This window comes from Actinomyces sp. Z5 (assembly GCF_003287795.1).
GTDB lineage: Bacteria > Actinomycetota > Actinomycetes > Actinomycetales > Actinomycetaceae > Actinomyces > Actinomyces glycerinitolerans.
The window spans coordinates 27804-47098 of the sequence record NZ_QMIN01000056.1; the positions used below are offsets into that span (position 1 = coordinate 27804).

The window sequence follows — 19295 nt, forward strand, 5'->3', positions numbered from 1 at the left end:
GTCCTCGCCGTCGGCAGCGTCAGCGAGCGGCATACTCCTCCAGCAGCGCCACCAGCCTGCGGCAGTCGGTGTCGTTAACGTCGTTGTTGGTCAGGAAGCGCACGACTTGTCCGTCCGGCTGGCCGATGATGGCGCCACGCTCGGCCAGCCAGCTCTTGAGGCCGGCAAGATCGGGCCAGTCGAAGGTCGCGAACACCATGTTGATCTGTACCGCGTCGAGATCGACTTCCACCCCCGGGAGTTCGTTCAGCAGCTCCGCCAGCAGACGCGCGTTGGCGTGGTCCTCATGCAGGCGCTGCGTCATCTCCTCGATGGCGAGGATGCCGGCGGCGGCGAGCACGCCGGTCTGTCGCATGCCGCCGCCGAGCAGCTTGCGGTACTTGCGGGCACGCGCAATGAATGCGGCGTCCCCGCAGAGCATGCTGCCCACGGGCGCACACAGTCCCTTAGACAGGCAGAACTGCACGCTATCGACGCATGCGGCCAGCTCACTCGCCTTGACACCCAGGGCCGTGGCGGCGTTGAACAGGCGGGCGCCGTCCAGGTGCACGGGAATGCCGTGTGCGCGCCCGACCTCCTGCACCTCCCGCATCACGCTCACCGGCACCACGCGACCATTGGCGAGCCCATTCTCCAAGCAGATCAGGCCCGTGGCCGGCTCGTGAATGTCGCTGGAGCGGATGGCGCCTCGGATCTGTGCCGCGTCGGGCACACCGTCCGGGAAGGCCAGGGGGCGCAGATTCAGGCTTGAAAGCACCGCGGCCGCGCCCACCTCGTGCATGAATATGTGGCTGTCGGCGCCGACGATGGCCTCCTGCCCCTTGACGGTGTGCGACATGAGCGCGAGCTGATTGCCCATCGTGCCCGAGGCGACGAAAAGTGCCGCCTCCTTGCCCACCGTCTCGGCGGCCAGCTGCTCCAGGCGGTTGGTGGTCGGGTCGTCCTGGTAGACGTCGTCGCCCACCTCGGCGTCCGCCGTGGCCCGACGCATGGCCGGCGTGGGATGCGTGACCGTGTCACTGCGGAAATCCATCCGCCTTGCCGCATCGCCGTCGACGGTGTTGTTGCTCGTTATTTCATTACGCATGGTTTCTCCTTCTTAGGGGACGGCTCGAAGCCCGACTACTCCCACTCGATGGTGCCGACGGGCTTGGGGGTGAGGTCGTAGGCCACACGGCACACGCCGGGGACCTCCGCCAGGACGCGGGCGGTGATCCGGCGCAGCAGCGCCCAGTCGAGCTCGGGCACCTCGGCGGTCATGGCGTCGACGGTGTTGACGCAGCGGATGATGACGGGCCAGTCGAAGGCGCGCGCGCCGTCGCGCACGCCGGTGGCGCGCATATCCGGTACCACGCAGAAGTACTGCCAGATGTCCTGGCCGGCGGCCTCGATCTCCTCACGGACGACGGCGTCGGCCTCGCGCAGAGCCTCCAGGCGGTCGCGGGTGATGGCGCCCAGGCAGCGCACCCCCAGCCCCGGGCCGGGGAAGGGCTGGCGCTCCACCATGGACTCCGGCAGGCCGAGTCGGCGGCCGACCACGCGCACCTCGTCCTTGTACAGCAGCTTGACGGGCTCAACCAGTTCGAAGTCCATGTCCTCGGGCAGGCCGCCGACGTTGTGGTGGGCCTTCACGCCGTCGGCGGACTCCAGGATGTCGGGGTAGATGGTGCCCTGCCCCAGGAAGCCGACCCCCTCCAGCTTCGCCGCCTCCTCGGCGAACACGTTGATGAACTCGGCACCGATGAGCTTGCGCTTGGCCTCGGGCTCGGCCACGCCCGCCAGCAGGTTCAGGAACCGGTCCGTGGCGTCGACGTACACGAGGTTGGCGTCCAGTCCGTCCCGGAAGACCTCGATCACCTGCTCGGACTCGCCCTTGCGCATGAGGCCGTGGTTGACGTGGACGCTGATCAGCTGCTTGCCGATCGCCTTGATGAGCAGGGCGGCGACGACGGAGGAGTCGACGCCGCCGGACAGGGCGAGCAGCACCTTGCCGTCGCCGACCTGCGCGCGCACGGCGTCGACGGCCTCGGCGATGAAGGCGTCCGCCAGTTCGGGGGTGGTGATGCGCTCCATGTCGGCGGGGCGTTGGTTGGAGGTGAAGTCCACGGCGGTCTCCTTCATCTTCGCGTGCGCGGGTTCGCGCCCGACTCTACTGCCATCCCCCAGGGCGGCGCGGAAGAGGCCACCCACTCCCGATCAGTAGGCAGCCAAGATGTCAAAATCGATGACAAACGAGTCCGGGGGCGTTGGCGGCAGCGAACAAAACGTTGGAATCATGCGGGTGCTGGGTCGGCTCTCGCCGGCATCGAGAGTGTTTGTCATCAAAAATGACACTTCCGCCCCGGGCACGCAGCCCCACGCGTAAGCTCCCCCGCCCCAAACCGGAAGAGCCCCTTCAGGCTGCGCCTATTCCAGGCCCAAGACGACGACCAACTGCCGCGAGACCTCGGCCATGTCATCCTTGCCCAGGATGCCAACTCGCTTTCCGAGAAGTTGTTTGTCCACAGTGACGATCTTCTCGGTCATCACGTAGCTCGGCTTCGCAAGTCCATTGCCTTCACTCGGCTCGATAGGGACCCTCGTGGGGATGTCGCGCGAGTCGAAGCTCGTGAATAGGCACAGGACAACCGATCCGAAGCCTGTCAGCTCATCGTTCTGTACGACAACGACCGGTCGCGCCTTGCTAGCGTAGGCATCGTCGCGCAGCGTCCAAACCTCACCGCGTCTCATTGATCGCCCTCAGGGAGAGGTCTGTCGCAAACCTGGTGGCGTCCTCCTCGGTGGCGAACGGCTCGACGTCCTCCGAGAGGCGCACGTCGTAGGGGAAGCCACGGTGACTGTTGAAGGCGGTCACGAACATGCGCAGCACGTCCGCCGGGGTAGTGCCGAGCTTTCTCGTGGTCTCCTTGAAGAGCTCCGCCTGCTCCGCGTCGATCCTCGTGGCGATCTGTCTCATTGCCATGACATGCCTCTTTCCGTCAAGACAAATCATACCAGCTATGCGGTGCAAAATATACCTATTTGCTAGCTATGCCTGGCGGTCAGGGAGACTCCGACGACTACTCCCACTCGATGGTGGCGGGGGGCTTGCTGGTCACGTCCAGCACCACGCGGTTGACCTCGGGAACGGCGTTGGTGATGCGCGTGGAGATGCGGGCCAGCACGTCGTAGGGCAGACGCGTCCAGTCCGCCGTCATCGCGTCCTCACTGCTCACCGGCCGCAGCACCACCGGATGCCCGTAGGTGCGCCCGTCGCCCTGCACGCCCACCGAGCGCACATCGGCCAGCAGCACCACCGGGCATTGCCAGATCTCCTCATCCAGTCCGGCCGCCGTCAGCTCCTCGCGGGCGATGCCGTCCGCGGCCCGCAGGATCCGCAGGTTCTCCGCCGTCACCTCGCCAATGACGCGAATGCCCAGACCCGGCCCGGGGAAGGGCTGGCGGGCCACAATCCCCTCGGGCACGCCCAGCTCCCGCCCGATCGCGCGCACCTCGTCCTTGAACAGCGCCCGCAGCGGCTCGATCAGCTCGAAGTCCAGATCCTCGGGCAGCCCGCCCACATTGTGGTGGCTCTTGATGTTGGCGGCGCCCTCCCCGCCGCCGGACTCCACCACGTCCGGGTACAGCGTGCCCTGCACCAGGAACTTGATCTCGCCGCCGGCGGCGCCGACCTCCGCGATCACGCGCCGCTGGGCGGCCTCGAAGGAGCGGATGAACTCCCGGCCGATGATCTTGCGCTTGGCCTCCGGCTCGGTGACGCCCGCGAGTGCGGTCAGGAAGCGCTCGGACTCGTCCACGGTGATCACGCGGATGCCCATGCCCCGGGCGTAGTCGCGCTCCACCTGCTCGCGCTCGCCGGCGCGCAGCAGGCCGTGGTCCACGAAGATGCAGGTCAACTGGTCCCCGATGGCCCGGTGCACCAGGGCCGCCGCCACGGAGGAGTCGACGCCGCCGGACAGGCCGCAGATGACGTGGGCGTCGCCCACCCGCTCGCGGATGCGCTGGACCTGCTCGTCGATGATGTTGCCCGGCGTCCAGGTGGCGGGGATGCCGGCGCCGTCGCGGAGGAAGTTCTCCAGCGCCCGCTGGCCGAACTGCGAGTGCATGACCTCGGGGTGCCACTGCAGCCCGTACAGGCGCCGGGCGGGGTCCTCGAAGGCGGCCACGGGCGTCTGCGAGGTGGAGGCGGTGACGGTGAATCCGGCCGGGGCGGCCTGCACGGCGTCGCCGTGGCTCATCCACACCGCCTGCCGGACGGGGGTGCCGGCGAACAGGCAGGAGTCGGGGTCGACGTCGGTGTCGGTGTGCCCGTACTCGCGGGTGCCGGTGCGCCCGACGGTGCCGCCGAGGGCCTGAGCCATCGTCTGGAAGCCGTAGCAGATGCCCAACACCGGCACGCCCGCTTCGAACAGGGCCGGGTCCACGCTCGGGGCGCCGTCGGCGTACACGGAGGCGGGCCCGCCGGACAGGATGATGGCGGCCGGCTGCTTGGCGAGCATGTCCGCCACCGGCATGCTGTGGGGCACGATCTCGGAGTACACGCTCGCCTCGCGCACACGGCGGGCGATCAGCTGGGCGTACTGGGCACCGAAGTCCACCACGAGGACGGGGCCGATCCGGCCCTCCTCCCCGGTGGCACCATGGGGAGATGTCGTCACCGGCACAGGATAGCGGGATCCGCCGGCGCGACGACGACGGCGTCCGCGAGCGCCACAATCTCCCGCGCACCCGACGGCATCCGCGCGTCCCGCTCCCTCCGCACGCTTTGCTATCGGCTAGAGTCTCCTTGTCCGCATCCTCGCCGAAGCGGGCAGGATGGAGTACCTAATGGCCGCCAACGGTCACGACGTCACCCAGTCCGACGTCGCCGCTGCCGCCGGGGTATCCCGCAGCCTGGTCTCCCTGGCGCTGAGCGGCTCCCCGCGGGTCGCCGAGGACACGCGCGCACACATCATGCAGGTGGCCGATTCGCTCGGTTACCGGATCAACACGGCGGCCTCGGCGCTGGCGCGCCAGCGCTCCACCACGATCGGCCTGGTACTGCCCAACCTCCGCAACGCCTTCTTCGAACAGGTCTCCCGTTCCCTGGACGCCGCCGCCGCCCAGGCGGGGCTCACGGTCTTCGTCACCGTCGGCGCCGAAGATCAGGAGCGTCTGCGGCGGGCCATCGACTCCCTCCTGGGCGTGCGCGTACTCGGATTAATCCTGGTGTCCCCGTGGCTGACGAACGCACAGCTGGTCGCATTGGGCGAGGAGACGCCCACCTGCGTGATTAGTCGACGCTCCCCGGGCGGACATGTCGACGCCGTCCACATCGACGAGCGGCACGCCGCCGAGCAGATCGTCTCCCACCTTCTCTCGCGGGGAGTCAACTCCTTGGGATACGTGACGCCCAGAATGGACGACGACGCCTCTCGCCTGATCCGCGGGAAGTCCCTGACCCGGGCCGCCCACAGCGCCGGACTGGTTCTGAACACCGCGGAAGCGGGCGACGACGACGCCGGCACCGCCATACGCCGACTGCTGGACGCCGGCACACCGCGAATGGGGCTGATCACCCACAACGACATGCTCGCCATCGACGCCGTCGCCGTGCTGCGGGAGCTGGGGCCCGAGGGCACGGGGCGCGTGCCACTGGCCTCTTACGACAACACCTATCTGGCACGGCGGGCGGAGTTCGCGCTCACCAGCTTGAATCAACCGGATCAGCAGATGGCCCGCGACGCCGTGCGCCTCGTCGTCGAGCGGGCCGATGCCCTACTGCGACGGCCAAACAACCCTCCCCCGCCTCAGGACGTCGGTGCCGAGGGGCACCTGGTTGTCCGCGCCTCCTCCACCGGCTGACGTTCAACCCGGCGCCCCCGCCCGACGTCGTCGAGGTCGGTGCACGTTACCGTCGACCGACCTCGGCGCGTCACTTCAACTGACTTCGGCGACGGGAGGTCAGCTGTATTCCCGCTCGAAGCGCTCCTCCAGCTCCTCTAGGGAGTCGTACTTCGTCTCGGGCACGAACTTGATGTAGAAGATGAGCGATACGACATTGACCGCAGCGAAGATGAGGTAGGTCAGCGCCCCGCCCAGCCCCTCCATCATGATCGGAAACACGGCGGCGACGATGGCGTTGGCGATCCACAGCGCACCGATGGCGAGTCCGACGGCCGTGCCGCGGATCTTGCTGGGGAAGATCTCGGCGACGATAACCCAACTGACCGTGCCCGACTGCTTGGCGAATACGAACAGGCTCACAATGATCAGCACCAGGAAGGGTGCGAAGGTCGGGGCGCCAATGATGTCGCCGTCCTCATTCTGGTAGGGCTGAATGAGAAAGAAGAACACCGCGGCCAGCAGGGTCAACGAGATCACGATGCTGGTCTCCTGATAGATGCCGACGTGGCGGCGGGCGAACTTGGTAACCAGCCACAGGCCGACCGCCGAGCCGATGAAGGACACGCCTCCGGAAATCACGTTGAGCGAGATGGCGTCACTCATGGGCAGACCGGCGGCGGCGAGCACCTTCGGCGTGTAGTACATGGCGGTGTTGATGCCCGTCATCTGGTCGGCCAGCCCCAGGATGATGCCGATAATGAGCAGGTGGCGCGTCCACTTGGTGTGCCAGATCTGGGACAGCCGCCACTTCTCCTGATTGGCCTCCTTGCGCTGGACTTGAAGCATCTCATCGATCTCCTCGGCGATGGGGCCGTCCTTTTCCTCGTTGCGCACGCGCTTGAGGGAGCCGATCGCCTCTGGAATACGCAAGTTGGCCACGTACCAGCGCGATGACTCGGGCATGAGGCGGATACCGATCCACAGTGCGACGGCCGGGATCGAGGCCAGCACCAGCATGTAGCGCCAGGTCACCCCGTTGCCGGACACCGCCACGACATTGGCCAGGTTCTGCACACTCTCCCAGGTGACGGTCTCGCCCGCGCGAGCGACCGTCTCACCGGCGGAATTGACGACGTCGTTCGCGACCGTGACCCGGGGCCCACCGCGCGCGTGGGCGAGGATGGCATTCATGGAGTAGGCGAGGAATTGCCCGAAGACGATCATCATCTGGTCCACGGCCACCAGGGTGCCGCGGATGCGTTTTGGGGCGGTCTCGCCGAGGAAGACCGGGACCGTGACGGAGGCCCCGCCGACGGCGAAGCCAAGGATGACCCGGAACAGGCACAGGATCCAGAAACTCGGCGAGGCGGCGCAGCCCAGGGCGCCGATCAGGAAGATGATCGCCAACATGGTGATGTTGTGGCGCCGCCCGTACCTGTCGGAGAGCTTGCCACCAACGGAGGCGCCCACCGCGGCGCCGATGCACAGGAAGGTACCGACCAGGCCCTCCTCCCAGGTCTTCAGGGCGAGGCCGTCGGCGTCGGCGGGCAGATACATGTAAGGGAGGGCACCGGAGATCACGCCGGTGTCGTAGCCGAAAAGCAGCGAACCAAGCGTGGCTACCAGGGCTATGACTCCCAGCGAACGCTTCTTACCCGACGGCGGAGTCGCTTCGACCAGATCCTGGATTGTCTCAAGACTGTAGTCGCCAACGGCAACCCGGGATGGGGACATAGTTATCTCCTTGAGGATCCTGCAGCCTTGAGCAGGCTAGAACACGAGCCGAAATTGGCGTCCCCAAACCTACCCGCGGACGCCGCAGCGCCGTACCATGTTGTTCATTGACACGCTATGTGTTCAATGATCACCCGCCCAGAGAGCCTGCATGCCGGACACCCCCTACCAGCCAGAGATTGTCATTGACCGCACCAGTGACCTCCCGCTGTACACACAGATAGCGGAGACACTCGGCGCGCTCATACTGGACGGCACCCTTACGCCCGGGACCCGCATCGAGGACGAGGTCTCCATGGCGCGGCGCCTGCAAGTCTCCCGCCCCACCACACGCCAGGCACTACAGTCCCTGGCGGATCGAGGCCTGGTCTCCCGGCGCCGCGGTGCCGGCACGGTGGTCGCCTCCCCGCATGTGCGCCGCCCCATGGAACTATCCAGCCTGATGGCCGACCTGACCGCCGCCGGCTACCAAGTCTCCACCAGGCTGCTGGAATACGACACCCACCCAGCCGACGCGGAGGAGGCCGAGCACCTGGAGGTAGACCCCGGCACCCAAGTAACCCGACTGCGCCGTCTGCGCAGCGCCGACGGCGAACCGATCGCCCTCATGCACAACCTCCTCCCCGCCGCCATCGCCCCTTCCCACCAGGAACTGGAGCAGAAGGGTCTATATGACCTGCTGCGTTCACGCGGAGTCATGCCCGCCACCGCCAAGCAGGTGATCGGCGCCCGCAATGCCACCGCCAAGGAGGCGGACACCCTGCATGAGCGCCGCCGCGCCGCACTACTGACGGCCCAACGCACCACCTACGACGCCGCGGGGCGCGTCATCGAGTACGGCGACCACCTCTATCGCGCTTCGCGCTACTCCTTCGAAACCTCCCTCTTCACCGGCTAGACCCTGCTCCACCCCCAGCCGGATCGGGGCGGCCGACGAGGGTCACTCCAGGCAGCCGCGAGCCCCCAAGGTGACCAAAAAGTCGGACATAAACACCCGCTGGCCGTCTCTGCGGCCCCCAAGACCGCGTCGGTTGGGGCAGACTTAGGTCCGATGCGCTACGGCCGCCCGCGGCGCACCCACACTCGACGTCGAGACGCAAGAAGGACAGCTGAACCGTGGCGCGCAGCATTTACATCGCCTCCCCCAATGCCGGTACCGGCAAGTCGACCGTGGCCCTGGGCCTGGTCGCCTCCCTGACGAAAGTCGTGGCGAAGGTGGGTGTGTTCCGCCCCTTCGTCGCCTCCCGTGACAACGAGCCCTTCCTCGACCTGCTGCTGCGCCGCTGCGGCTCCACCACCCCGGCCGCGCAGTGCATCGGCGTCACCTGGGACGAGTTCCACGCCGACCCCGACGAGTCCTTGTCCCGCATCGTGGACGCCTACCGGGCCGTCGCGCGCGATCACGACGTCATCATCATCGACGGCTCGGACTTCTCCGACGTCGTCGGGAATCCCGAGCTGGAGCTCAACGCCCGCGTAGCCGCGAACATCGGCGTGCCCGTGCTGCTGGTGGTCTCCGGGCAGGGCGACCCCGAGGATGTGCGCGGCAGCGTGGAGGTCTCCATGGCCGAGATCGCCGACAACCACGCCCGCACGGTCGCCGTCGTGGCCAACAAGTGCCCGGCGGACACGCGCGCCGATGTGGCCGCCGCCCTGGCCGACCTGGAGGGCGTGACCACCACGACCCTGCCCGAGGTGCCTCTGCTGAGCGCCCCCTCCGTACGCGAGGTGATGAACGCGATCGACGGCACTCTCATCAGTGGTGACGAGGCCCTGCTCGACCGCGAGGCGGAGGGCGTACTGATCGCCGCCATGGATGTCTCCCACGTGCTGGAGCGCCTGGATGAGGGGCAGGTGGTGATCGTCCCCGCCGACCGCTCCGCCGCCCTGATCTCGCTGGCGGCCGCGCAGGCCTCCGCCGGCTTCCCCAACCTTTCCGGCCTGGTCCTCAACGGCGGCTTCAAGGTGGCTCCGCACGCGCTGCGCCTGATCAAGGGCCTGCGCCTGCCGCTGCCGGTTATGACCTCGCCGCTGGACACCTTCGCGGCCGCCTCCGTTGCCGGCCCCCTGCAGGGCGGGCTGGGCCAGGCATCGTCCCGCAAGCTCGACGTCGCCGTGACCACCTTCGAGCAGGAGGCCGACGTCGACGGCCTGCTGGCCGCCCTGGAGGTGGAGCCCAGCGAGGTGGTCACCCCCATCATGTTCCAGGCGGAGCTGATCGAACGCTCCCGCGGCGACCGCAAGACCATCGTGCTGCCCGAGCCCGACGACGACCGCATCCTGCGTGCCGCCGACGTCATCGCCCGCCGCGGCATCGCCGACCTGATCCTGCTGGGTGACGAGGCCACGGTGCGGGAACGCGCCGCCGAACTGGGTCTGGACATCTCCGCGGCCCGCGTCGTATCCACCACCGACCCCGAGCTGCTGGAGAAGTACGCCGTCGAGTTCGCCCGCCTGCGCGCCAAGAAGGGCGTCACCCTGGAGCAGGCGCGCGACCGGGTGCAGGACGTGTCCTACTTCGGCACCATGATGGTGCACATGGGCGACGCCGACGGCATGGTCTCCGGGGCGGCCCACACCACCGCCCACACGATCGTGCCGTCCTTCCAGATCATCAAGACCAAGCCGGGCACGTCCATCGTGTCCTCGGTGTTCCTGATGCTGCTGGAGGACCGGGTGCTGGTGTACGGCGACTGCGCCGTCAACCCCGACCCGACCGCCGAGCAGCTGGCCGATATCGCCATCTCCTCCGCGGAGACCGCCCGCCAGTTCGGGGTGGAGCCTCGGGTGGCCATGCTGTCCTTCTCCACCGGTACCTCCGGCAAGGGCGCCGATGTGGACAAGGTGCGCGAGGCCACCGAGATCGTGCGGGCGAAGGCCCCCGAGCTCGCCGTGGAGGGCCCCATCCAGTACGACGCCGCCATCGACCCGACCGTGGCCGCCAAGAAGGCCCCCGGTTCGGAGGTGGCCGGCCGCGCCAACGTGTTCATCTTCCCCGACCTGTCCAGCGGCAACATCGGCTACAAGGCCGTGCAGCGCTCCTCCGGCGCCGTCGCCATCGGCCCGGTGCTGCAGGGCCTGAACAAGCCGGTCAATGACCTGTCCCGCGGCGCGCTGGTGGAGGACATCGTCAACACCGTGGCCATCACCGCCGTCCAGGCGCAGGCCTGACCCAGTGCCCCGGCGACCCCGCCGGGGCACTGCCGGCTTCGGCCGGATCCCATCCCGTTTCCCCGTCCGTCAGAACCCGACCGTATGAAAGGCTCATTGTGACCACCCGGACCGTCCTCGTCATCAACTCCGGCTCCTCCTCCATCAAGTACCAGCTCGTCGACCCGGACTCCGGCCAGTCCCTGGCCTCGGGCCTGGTGGAGCGCATCGGTGAGGAGACCGGCACGATCATTCACCGGCACGCCGGGGAGAAGACCCAGTTGGACGAGCCGGTGCCCGACCACGGCTACGGCCTGTCCGAGGTGCTGCGCCTGTTCGACGAGAAGGGCCCGACCCTGTCCGAGGCGAACATCGTGGCCGTGGGCCACCGCGTGGTCCAGGGCGGCCGCTACTTCTCCGGCCCGGCCCTGGTGGACGAGGACGTGATCGCCAAGATCAGCGAACTGGTGCCGCTGGGCCCGCTGCACAACCCCGCCCACCTCAAGGGCATCGAGGTGGGCCTGGAGCTGCTGTCCGACGTGCCGCACGTGGCCGTATTCGACACCGCCTTCTTCCAGGACCTGCCGGAGGAGGCCGCCCGCTACGCCCTTAAGCGCGAGGTCGCCGACAAGTACTCGATCCGCCGCTACGGCGCGCACGGCACCAGCCACCAGTTCGTCTCCGGTGAGGTGTCACGCATGCTGGGGCGCGACGACCTCAAGCAGATCGTGCTGCACCTGGGCAACGGCGCCTCCGCCTCCGCCGTCGTAGCCGGACGCGCCGTGGACACCTCCATGGGGCTGACCCCCCTGGAGGGCCTGGTCATGGGCGGGCGCACCGGTGACATCGACCCGGCGGCGGTGTTCCACCTGGGCCGCGTGGCCGGCATGAGCGTGGACGAGATCGACTACCTGTTCAACCGCGAGTCCGGCATGAAGGGCCTGGCCGGGGACAACGACATGCGCGAGGTGTGGAAGCGCATCGACGCCGGCGAGCAGGACGCCCGCGACGCCATGGACATCTACCTGCATCGTCTGGTCAAGTACGTGGGCGCTTACACCGCCGTCATGGGCGGCCTGGACGCCCTGACCTTCACCGCCGGCATCGGCGAGAACGACGACCGGCTGCGCGCCGAGCTGGTGGAGCGCCTGGGATTCATGGGGATGCGGATCGACGCCGACAAGAACTCTGTCCGCTCCGGCGACGGACGTATCATCTCCACCCCGGACTCGGCCATCGCCGTGCTCGTCTACCCCACCAACGAGGAGCTGGCCATCGCCCGCCAGGCCATGACGCTCATCTGAGTTCCACGTAAGGGCGGTGACGGGACCATTAGAAGAGCGTGTCGGCCCCGGTCGACGCCCGTCGCCGCGGTTCGGCGCCCGGCTCTGCGGATTCGGGCGCCGACGCGTCCCCGCCCACCGCTGCGCTCCCGCCGGGACGGGTCCAGCCGGGGCCCGTCGGCACACTGGCGCCCCGCTGATAGGCGGTGGCGGCGGCGCGGGCGCGCTGGTCGGCGGCCTCGTTCAGGGGGTGGCCGACATGCCCGCGTACCCACTCGAAGCGCACCTTGCGTCCGCGCATGGCCGCGTCCAACTGCTTCATGAGGTCGTCGTTGAGGACCGGCTTACCGTCGCCCTTGCGCCAGCCGCGCTTCTTCCAGCCATGAATCCACTTGGTCAGGGAGTTGATGACGTACTGGGAGTCGGCCTGGATGAGCAGTTCCTCGCGTGCCAGGCCCGCCTGCGCCGTCGCATGCAGCAGCTCTAGCACGGCGGTCAGCTCGCCGCGATTGTTGGTGGAGTTCTCCCAGCCGCCCGCGGCCCAGCAGTCCTCATCCACATACCAGGCCCAGCCGGCCGGGCCGGGATTTCCCAGGGCGGAGCCGTCCGCCGCAGCAATGATCGTCATGGGCGCACCCTACCGGCTCGGTCCACCTTCCTCTCTCTCACCTCACTGCGGCAGGCCGGCCGAATGCCGAGGTACATCGATATGGCGAGTTATCGGCGCAAACATGTGTGCAGGATCAAGGTTCTTCGTTGACTTGGCGGGGAAAGTCGGAGCCAATTAACAGTGGGGCATGATTCAGCACGCCTCGCACTAACACAGGCCGCGTTTTGCACGACCTCGGGCCGCGTTCCACGACCTTGGTGCCTGTTGCACGACCACCCCGGGGTCGTGGAAAGCGCACCAGGGTCGTGCAGTGTCGCCCAGGGTCGTGCAAAGCCACCCCGGCCCCCGACGCCGAACACCACCACCCACACAAAACCCCGGCCGAACGAACCAGTCGGCAGACCACAACACGCCCCAACCACACACATCCGCGCCGATAACCCGGCCTCCCCACGACACGCCGGCCTACAGCACCGCATTCGCGCCGATAACCCACACTCACACCGACAATCCCCTGCCGGCGGTACGGGACCGGCGAAATGAGCGAAGCCCCCGGGACCTTGTGGGTCCCGAGGGCCATCGCCGTGGCTCTTACCGGCGCCGTCCCGCTGCAAAGGACGCGCCACCTGCGAACCCGTCTCAGGGAGGCGGGCGCAGGTGGCGCGTCTTGTGCGGTTAGTGCGTCAGGCGTCGAGGTCGGTCTCGAGGAGGGCCTTGAGCTCCTCCAGGGCGCCGTCGGCGCCATCGGCGTCGGAGGCGAGGGTGACTACGTCGCCGAAGCCGGCACCGAGCGTCATGACGCCCAGGATGGAGGAGGCGTCAACGGGGGCGCCGCCCTCCTTGGCGATGGTGACGGGAACACCCTTCTCGGCGACGGCCTTGACGAAGGTCGCGGCGGGGCGGGCGTGGAGGCCGACCTTGGAGGCGATTGTGGCGGTGACCTGGGCCATATGTACTCCTTAGAGAGAACCGGGATCAGCGCGCGGGATGCAGGGATTGCACCTTTGCGCCGATGCGAACCAGCACGACGGCTGATGTCAGGCTCACACTACCCGACTTCACCGCTGCGCGGCTGCGAACAACGCCACGAATACGGTTTGGACCTTCACTCGCTGTGAGCGGAGGTCTCGAACAGCAGATTGACCTGCTCGTTGTAGTCGGTGAGCGTCGACGCCGGAACCCGATCCACCCAGACCGCGTCCACCGCCGGCGTAATGATCGCGTTGACGTCGGCGCCGAAGTAGGTCAGCGGGAAGAAGAAGGTCTGCCCGCCTTCCTCCAGGTGCACGGTGAAGGCGTCGGTGGACAGCCCGGTCTCCTCGAACACCTCAATGGCCTTCTCAGTGGAGGAGGCGATCGCGGGGAAGACGATCCCGTAGGAGGCGACGATGTCCTGAGCCTCTGCGGTGCCCAGGAAGGCGACCCACTGGGAGGCCAGGTCCACCTTGTCGGAGTCCTTGACGATCGAGTCTCCCAGGCCGTTGAACAGGGAGGCGCGGTTGCCGTTGGGACCGATCGGGGTGGGGGCGATGCCCACGTTGATGTCCAGACCCGCGAAGGTGTTGAACATCCACGCCCCGTGAATCGCCATGGCGATGGACTCCGAACCGAGCTGAATGTCGGTGCTGGTGGCGTCGGAGAAGGCCCCGTTGGGGTTCAGGTAGCCCTTGTCCACCAGCCCGAAGTACCAGTCCAGGGTGCGCTGGAAGTCCTCCTCGTCGTAGCGGTAGTGGGTGCCCCAGGTCTCCTGGTCCGTGTAGTACCAGTCCCCCACCGTGGCGGTGAAGGGGCTCCACTGGGTCTGACCGTCATTGGAGCCCGAGTCCTGGATGCCGAGCCCGTAGACGGCCACATGCTTCGGGTCGAAGCCCTCCTCGTCACCGCGCACATTATTCTGGTCCACGGTGAGCCGCGCCAGGATCCGCTCGAAGCTGCCGCCGTCCTCCGGGTTCCAGTCGCAGGTCTGGATCTCCTCCTCGGAGATACCGGCCTCGGCGAGCATGTCCTGGTTGTAGAACAGCGCCACGGTGTCCCAGTCCTTGGGGCAGCCGTACTGGTGGCCGTCGTCGCCCTTCCACAGGTCCAGCAGTCCATCCTGGAAGGCAGACTCGTCGACACCGGACCAGGCGGGCTGCTCGTCCAGCGGCACGAGCACGTCCAGGTCTACAAACTGGGCGAATCTGGCGATGTGGTCGACGAACGCGTCCGGGCCGGTGCCGGCGATGAAGCCGGCGGTCAGCTTGGTCCAGTAGTCGTTCCAGCCGATCTGGGTGATGTTGACGGTGATCCCCGTCTTCTCCTTGAAGCGGTCCGCGCAGGCCTGATACGCGGGCTCCTGGCTCGCGTCCCACAGCCAGTAGTCGATCGTGTTGGACTTCGTCTGATTGTCACCGCCGGAGCAGGCCGCGAGCGTCAGCGCCGTGGCGCCGGCGAGCGCGCCGGTCAGCAGGCTCCGGCGAGTGAGCATGAGCTTGTTGTTCATCTCGCGTTCCTCACTTGATTCCGGTGAAGCCGATGGAGTTGACGATGCGCTTGGCCGCCACCATGAACAGCAGCAGCATCGGGAGGGCCGCCACGAGCGTGGCGGCCATGAGTCCGGACCAGTCGGTGCCGGAGGTGGGCGCCTGGGACCGGAAGACAGCCACGGCCACCGTCAGCACGCGGGAGGAGTCCGTGTAGGACACCAGCAGGGGCCAGAAGTAGTCGTTCCAGGCGGTGATGTAGGTGATGATCGCCAGGGTGGAGATCGGTGCGCTGGCCATCGGCAGGATCAGCTGGAAGAACACCCGGATCTTGGAGGCGCCGTCGAGCAGGGCGGCCTCCTCCAGTTCTCGGGGGATGTTCATGAAGAACTGGCGCAGGAAGAACACCGCGAACGGCGTCATGAACATGGTCGGCAACGCCACGCCCAGCAGGTTGTCGATGAGTCCGATCTGCTTGACCAGCACGAAGTTGGGCAACAGCGTGAAGATCGAGGGCACCATCAGGGCTGCCAGGAACAGGGTGAACACCGCGTCCCGGCCGCGCCAGCGCAGGCGGGCGAAGGAGTATGCGGCCATGGCGGAGAAGAACACCTGGCCGGCGGTGACCAGCGTTGCCACGATCACCGAGTTGCGCAGGTAGATCCAGAAGTTCATGGAGGCGCCGGAGCCGCCGTCGGCCAGGGCCTCCTCGGTGGACTGCATGCCGAACACGCGGGCGAAGCCGCGCAGGTTGAAGTCAACCGGCAGGATCGAGGTGGGGTCGGAGGTGATCCCGGCGTTGGAGGACAGGGCGGTGCGCAGCACCCAATAGAAGGGCAGGATCGTAATGACGATGATCAGGGCCATGAAGATCCAGGCGATCACCCGCCCCACGGAGATGCCGTTCTTGCGGGTGCGGCGGCTCTCGGCTGCGGGGCTCGCATCGGGGGCGGTGGTGGTCAAAGCGCTCATGCTTGCTCGTCTCCTCTCAGTCCAGGTCCGTCTCGCCCGCACGGGTCATGCGGTACTGGAGAATGGTGATGGCCGCCAACACGATGAGCAGCCCCACCGCCATGGCGGAGGCGTAGCCGAACTGGAAGCGGCTGAAGGCCATGTCGTAGATGTAGTACTGCAGCACGCGGCTGGCGTTGACCGGGCCGCCCTGGGTGGTCACCGAGACGGTGTCGAAGACCTGGAAGGAGCCGATCATCGTCATGATCAGCACCAGCGCCAGGATGGGGCGCAGCAGCGGCACCGTGATCTTCCAGAACATGGTCCACTCGCTGGCGCCATCCATCTTGCCGGCCTCGTAGACCGTCTCCGGAATGGACTGGAGCCCCGCGAAGATCAGCAGGGCGGTATAGCCCACGTGGCGCCACACGTTGATCAGGGCGATGGTGGGGATGGCCAGGGCGGAGGAGAAGAAGTTGACGCTCTCCCCGGTGATGGCGGAGATGATCTCGTTGGAGATGCCCAGCGTGTTGTCCAGGATCCACAGCCAGAGCATGGCGACGACGACGTTGGACACCAGGTAGGGGGTCAGCACGATCGAGCGCACCAGCGTCGACTGGGTCAGCCGCTGCATGAGCACGGCGATCACCAGCGCGAGGATGGTCTGGAGGCCGATGTTGATCAGCACGTACTCCAGCGTCACCTTGACGGCGTTCCAGAAGATGGAGTCGCCGATCATGCGCTGGTAGTTGCTCAGGCCAATGAACTGCTCCGGGGTCAGCAGGTTGTACTCGGTGAAGGACAGCCAGATGCCCCGGATCAGGGGCCAGATGTAGAAGGCGACCAGGCCGATGCCGGCGGGAATGATGAAGGCGATGCCGAGTAGGCGGTCGTCCTTCGGTTTCCTGCGCAGCGCCGGTCCGGCGGCGGCGGTCGCTGTGGACATGGGCGATACTCCGTTCCTGGCGGGATTTGGATCGGGAAATACGGGTTGGTGGTCAATCGCTCCGGTGCGACGACGCAGCCAGGGTCAGGCGGCGCGCCCTTGGGCGCGGGGCGGCTCAGACGGCGGTGACGCGCACGAGCAGCATGTGGTCGGGGTGGATGACGGGCAATGACAGGCCGTTGTTCACCAGGTACGAGCCCGGCAGGACCACCCCCTCGGGGCGGGTCCAGGCGGCCTGGTAGACGTGGCCCGCGTACAGGGGCGCAGCCAGTTGCACCCGGTAGGTGCGCTGCGGGTCAAGGCCGGGCAGGGGCCGGGGAGCACCGGGCCAGGTGAGCGCCTGTCCCAGGCTGGTCAGTCCGAACAGGGCGTCGGAGCGGTCCGGGGCGACGACGCCCTGAATGCGTACGACGTCGTCCTCGTCGACGTCGGCGTGGACGACGGTGCCGGAGTGCAGCAGGGGGCGCAACTGCTTGTGCATGCCGATCAGCTCCGCCAGGCCCTGCTTGTCGGCGTCGCTGGCGCTCAGCAGGTCCCACTCCACGCCCATGTGCCCCCACAGGGCGGTGGCCGCACGGAAGGAGATGTCCAGGCTGCGCAGCGTGGTGTGGTCGCGCCCGGAGCCGACGTGGGTGCCGATCAGTTCGGGCGGAAGTAGCAGCATGGTGCCGCGGTTGATGTTGGCCCGGTCGTGGGCGTCGTTGCAGTCGGAGGTCCACACGCGCTGGGTGTGCTCGATGATCCCCAGGTCGATGCGGCCGCCGCCGCCGCAGCAGGACTCGATCTCCAGGTTCGGGAAGCGCTCGTGGAGGGCGTCCAGTAGCCGGTAGAGGGCGAGGGTCTGGTCGTGGATGGCCGGGGCGCCGTAGCGGGTGCCGAGTGCGGCGTTGGGGGCCATGTGCCCGGCGGCAAGCACCGTGGAGTTGTGGTCCCACTTGATGTAGGCCAGGTCCAGGCGCTCCACCAGGTCGCTGATGGCACCGAACAGGTAGTCCCAGGCGCCCGGGGCGGTCAGGTCCAGCACCCGCTGGTGGCGGTGCTCGACGGCGCCGCCGGCCCCGTCGGACAGGATCCAGTCGGGGTGGGTGCGCGCCAGCTCGGAGTCGCGGTTGATCATCTCCGGCTCGAACCACAGTCCCAGCTCCATGCCCAACTCGCGCACGTGCTGCGCCAGCGGCTCCAGCCCGGTGGGCCAGACCTCCGGGGAGACCTGCCAGTCGCCCAGGCCGGAGGTGTCGTCGCGGCGCGAGCCGAACCAGCCGTCGTCGACGACGAAGCGTTCGATGCCGATGGCGGCGGCCTCGTCGGCCAGGGCCTTGAGCTTGTCCAGATCGTGGTTGAAGTAGACGGCCTCCCAGATGTTCAGCAGCACGGGTCGCGGGCGGGCGGGGTAGGAGGGCAGGGCCCGCACGTGGGCGTGCGCCCGGGCGGCGAGTGCATCCAGGCCCTCCCCCCAGGAGCCGACCACCCACGGGCTGGTGTAGCTCTGGCCGGGGCCGAGCACGATCTCACCGGGGTGGAGCAGCTCCCCGGCCCCCAGTAGCCGATAGCCCTGGGCGGGGTGGGCGGCCAGGGCACGGGTGTTGCCGGACCAGGCGAGGTGTACGGCGTGGACGCGGCCGCGGCGCCATCCGAAGCCGGGGGTGCCGGCGACCAGCCAGGTGACGGCGTCGTGACCGGTGCGGCCCTCCCAGGACTCGCGCAGGCGGGTGCCAGGGGTGAAGGGTGTGCGCACCGGCTGCCGTTCGAAGGCGTGGTGGCCGGTGAAGTCGAGCAGCTCGGTGGCGTCGGCGGGCACCGGCAGGAGCGGGGTGAGTTCGTCGACCTCGAGGGGTGCGGCGTCGGGGCCGGCCGCGTCGGCGACCTCGGCGCGCAGGCGCACTAGGCCGGAGGGCTCCAGACGCAACACTGTGGTCAGGACAATGCCGTGGACCGGGTCGGTGGCGGTGGAGGTGACCTGATCGGCCTGGCCGCCGGGGGCGTCGACCGCCTCGACCGTGTGGGTGACGTTCTCGGGGTGGATGGAGAAGGCCGAGCCGTCGGCGCGGTGCAGCAGAACGGCGGGGCGGGCGGACCAGCCCAAGTGTGGCAGCGGCAGCACAGGCAGATCCGGGGTGGTCCAGGTCTGGTTGGAGCCGGTAGCCGTGTTCTGGGCGATGCCGACGTCGGCGAGGGCCGCACCATCGAGCTCACCCAGGTCCTCGCCCCAGTGCCGCACGACCGGGTGCCGGTCGGGCATCAGGTCCAGGACCAGTGAGGTGCCGGCCCGGCGCAGGTGGACGATACGAGAGTGGGACACGGGGTCTCCTTCGACTTATGTGGGATCTGCGGCT

The 19295-nt window shown here is 67.9% G+C and carries 16 protein-coding genes; 4 read left to right on the plus strand and 12 right to left on the minus strand.

The annotated features are described in order from the left end of the window. Positions 1 to 19 precede the first annotated feature (19 nt). From ltaE to guaA (DRB06_RS07960), 5 genes are all read right to left on the minus strand, one after another. Positions 20 to 1087, minus strand: a complete 1068-nt coding sequence (gene ltaE / locus DRB06_RS07940; protein ID WP_111819618.1) for a low-specificity L-threonine aldolase — start codon at positions 1085 to 1087, stop codon at positions 20 to 22. 35 nt (positions 1088 to 1122) lie between these two features. Beyond that, positions 1123 to 2190 carry a glutamine-hydrolyzing GMP synthase gene (guaA, locus tag DRB06_RS07945; protein WP_220092997.1) on the minus strand — a complete coding sequence of 356 codons (1068 nt, stop codon included), beginning with the start codon at positions 2188 to 2190 and terminating at the stop codon, positions 1123 to 1125. Between the two features lie 216 nt (positions 2191 to 2406). After that, positions 2407 to 2730 carry a type II toxin-antitoxin system PemK/MazF family toxin gene (locus tag DRB06_RS07950; protein WP_108968268.1) on the minus strand — a complete coding sequence of 108 codons (324 nt, stop codon included), beginning with the start codon at positions 2728 to 2730 and terminating at the stop codon, positions 2407 to 2409. Continuing rightward, positions 2717 to 2962: a type II toxin-antitoxin system RelB/DinJ family antitoxin gene (locus DRB06_RS07955; protein WP_111819620.1), complete on the minus strand. Its 246-nt coding sequence runs from the start codon at positions 2960 to 2962 to the stop codon at positions 2717 to 2719. The genes DRB06_RS07950 and DRB06_RS07955 overlap by 14 nt, the downstream gene beginning before the upstream one ends. 97 nt (positions 2963 to 3059) lie before the next feature. Next, positions 3060 to 4616 carry a glutamine-hydrolyzing GMP synthase gene (gene guaA, locus DRB06_RS07960; protein WP_111819630.1) on the minus strand — a complete coding sequence of 519 codons (1557 nt, stop codon included), beginning with the start codon at positions 4614 to 4616 and terminating at the stop codon, positions 3060 to 3062. A gap of 211 nt (positions 4617 to 4827) precedes the next feature. On the opposite strand from guaA (DRB06_RS07960), the gene DRB06_RS07965 reads away from it, so the two are divergent. Beyond that, positions 4828 to 5844, plus strand: a complete 1017-nt coding sequence (locus DRB06_RS07965) for a LacI family DNA-binding transcriptional regulator (protein WP_108968271.1) — start codon at positions 4828 to 4830, stop codon at positions 5842 to 5844. Between the two features lie 99 nt (positions 5845 to 5943). Here the strand turns inward: DRB06_RS07965 and DRB06_RS07970 are convergent, their stop codons facing one another. Next, positions 5944 to 7560, minus strand: coding sequence for an MFS transporter (locus DRB06_RS07970; RefSeq protein ID WP_108968273.1), 1617 nt, complete (start codon positions 7558 to 7560; stop codon positions 5944 to 5946). A gap of 151 nt (positions 7561 to 7711) precedes the next feature. On the opposite strand from DRB06_RS07970, the gene DRB06_RS07975 reads away from it, so the two are divergent. The 3 genes from DRB06_RS07975 (at position 7712) to DRB06_RS07985 (ending at position 12014) form a co-directional block, all read left to right on the plus strand. Next, entirely contained in the window at positions 7712 to 8458 is a 747-nt protein-coding gene (locus DRB06_RS07975) for a GntR family transcriptional regulator (RefSeq protein ID WP_111819621.1), read from the plus strand. A 218-nt stretch (positions 8459 to 8676) separates the two neighbouring features. After that, entirely contained in the window at positions 8677 to 10731 is a 2055-nt protein-coding gene (gene pta, locus DRB06_RS07980; protein WP_108968277.1) for a phosphate acetyltransferase, read from the plus strand. A gap of 98 nt (positions 10732 to 10829) precedes the next feature. After that, complete coding sequence (locus DRB06_RS07985) at positions 10830 to 12014, plus strand: acetate/propionate family kinase (RefSeq protein ID WP_108968279.1); 1185 nt, start codon at positions 10830 to 10832, stop codon at positions 12012 to 12014. A 28-nt stretch (positions 12015 to 12042) separates the two neighbouring features. Here DRB06_RS07985 and DRB06_RS07990 read toward each other — a convergent pair whose 3' ends face one another. The 6 genes from DRB06_RS07990 to DRB06_RS08015 form a co-directional block, all read right to left on the minus strand. Beyond that, positions 12043 to 12621 carry a ribonuclease H gene (locus DRB06_RS07990; RefSeq protein WP_111819622.1) on the minus strand — a complete coding sequence of 193 codons (579 nt, stop codon included), beginning with the start codon at positions 12619 to 12621 and terminating at the stop codon, positions 12043 to 12045. A 665-nt stretch (positions 12622 to 13286) separates the two neighbouring features. Further along, positions 13287 to 13553: an HPr family phosphocarrier protein gene (locus DRB06_RS07995; protein WP_073328472.1), complete on the minus strand. Its 267-nt coding sequence runs from the start codon at positions 13551 to 13553 to the stop codon at positions 13287 to 13289. A gap of 155 nt (positions 13554 to 13708) precedes the next feature. Beyond that, the gene (locus DRB06_RS08000; RefSeq protein WP_111819623.1) at positions 13709 to 15085 is read right to left on the minus strand and encodes a sugar ABC transporter substrate-binding protein; all 1377 of its coding nucleotides are present in this window, start codon (positions 15083 to 15085) and stop codon (positions 13709 to 13711) included. Between the two features lie 10 nt (positions 15086 to 15095). Continuing rightward, complete coding sequence (locus tag DRB06_RS08005) at positions 15096 to 16037, minus strand: carbohydrate ABC transporter permease (protein ID WP_108968292.1); 942 nt, start codon at positions 16035 to 16037, stop codon at positions 15096 to 15098. Between the two features lie 16 nt (positions 16038 to 16053). Next, positions 16054 to 16962, minus strand: a complete 909-nt coding sequence (locus DRB06_RS08010; protein WP_073328464.1) for a carbohydrate ABC transporter permease — start codon at positions 16960 to 16962, stop codon at positions 16054 to 16056. Positions 16963 to 17077: 115 nt separating this feature from the next. Beyond that, complete coding sequence (locus DRB06_RS08015) at positions 17078 to 19261, minus strand: alpha-galactosidase (RefSeq protein WP_258522202.1); 2184 nt, start codon at positions 19259 to 19261, stop codon at positions 17078 to 17080. Between the last annotated feature and the right edge of the window lie 34 nt (positions 19262 to 19295).

Bases quoted from the DNA above. Each gene is read 5' to 3' on its own strand.
- ltaE (WP_111819618.1), bottom strand. From the start codon at position 1,087: ATGCGTAATGAAATAACGAGCAACAACACCGTCGACGGCGATGCGGCA.
- DRB06_RS07950 (WP_108968268.1), bottom strand. From the start codon at position 2,730: ATGAGACGCGGTGAGGTTTGGACGCTGCGCGACGATGCCTACGCTAGC.
- DRB06_RS07955 (WP_111819620.1), bottom strand. From the start codon at position 2,962: ATGGCAATGAGACAGATCGCCACGAGGATCGACGCGGAGCAGGCGGAG.
- DRB06_RS07965 (WP_108968271.1), top strand. From the start codon at position 4,828: ATGGCCGCCAACGGTCACGACGTCACCCAGTCCGACGTCGCCGCTGCC.
- DRB06_RS07970 (WP_108968273.1), bottom strand. From the start codon at position 7,560: ATGTCCCCATCCCGGGTTGCCGTTGGCGACTACAGTCTTGAGACAATC.
- DRB06_RS07975 (WP_111819621.1), top strand. From the start codon at position 7,712: ATGCCGGACACCCCCTACCAGCCAGAGATTGTCATTGACCGCACCAGT.
- DRB06_RS07990 (WP_111819622.1), bottom strand. From the start codon at position 12,621: ATGACGATCATTGCTGCGGCGGACGGCTCCGCCCTGGGAAATCCCGGC.
- DRB06_RS07995 (WP_073328472.1), bottom strand. From the start codon at position 13,553: ATGGCCCAGGTCACCGCCACAATCGCCTCCAAGGTCGGCCTCCACGCC.
- DRB06_RS08000 (WP_111819623.1), bottom strand. From the start codon at position 15,085: ATGAACAACAAGCTCATGCTCACTCGCCGGAGCCTGCTGACCGGCGCG.
- DRB06_RS08005 (WP_108968292.1), bottom strand. From the start codon at position 16,037: ATGAGCGCTTTGACCACCACCGCCCCCGATGCGAGCCCCGCAGCCGAG.
- DRB06_RS08010 (WP_073328464.1), bottom strand. From the start codon at position 16,962: ATGTCCACAGCGACCGCCGCCGCCGGACCGGCGCTGCGCAGGAAACCG.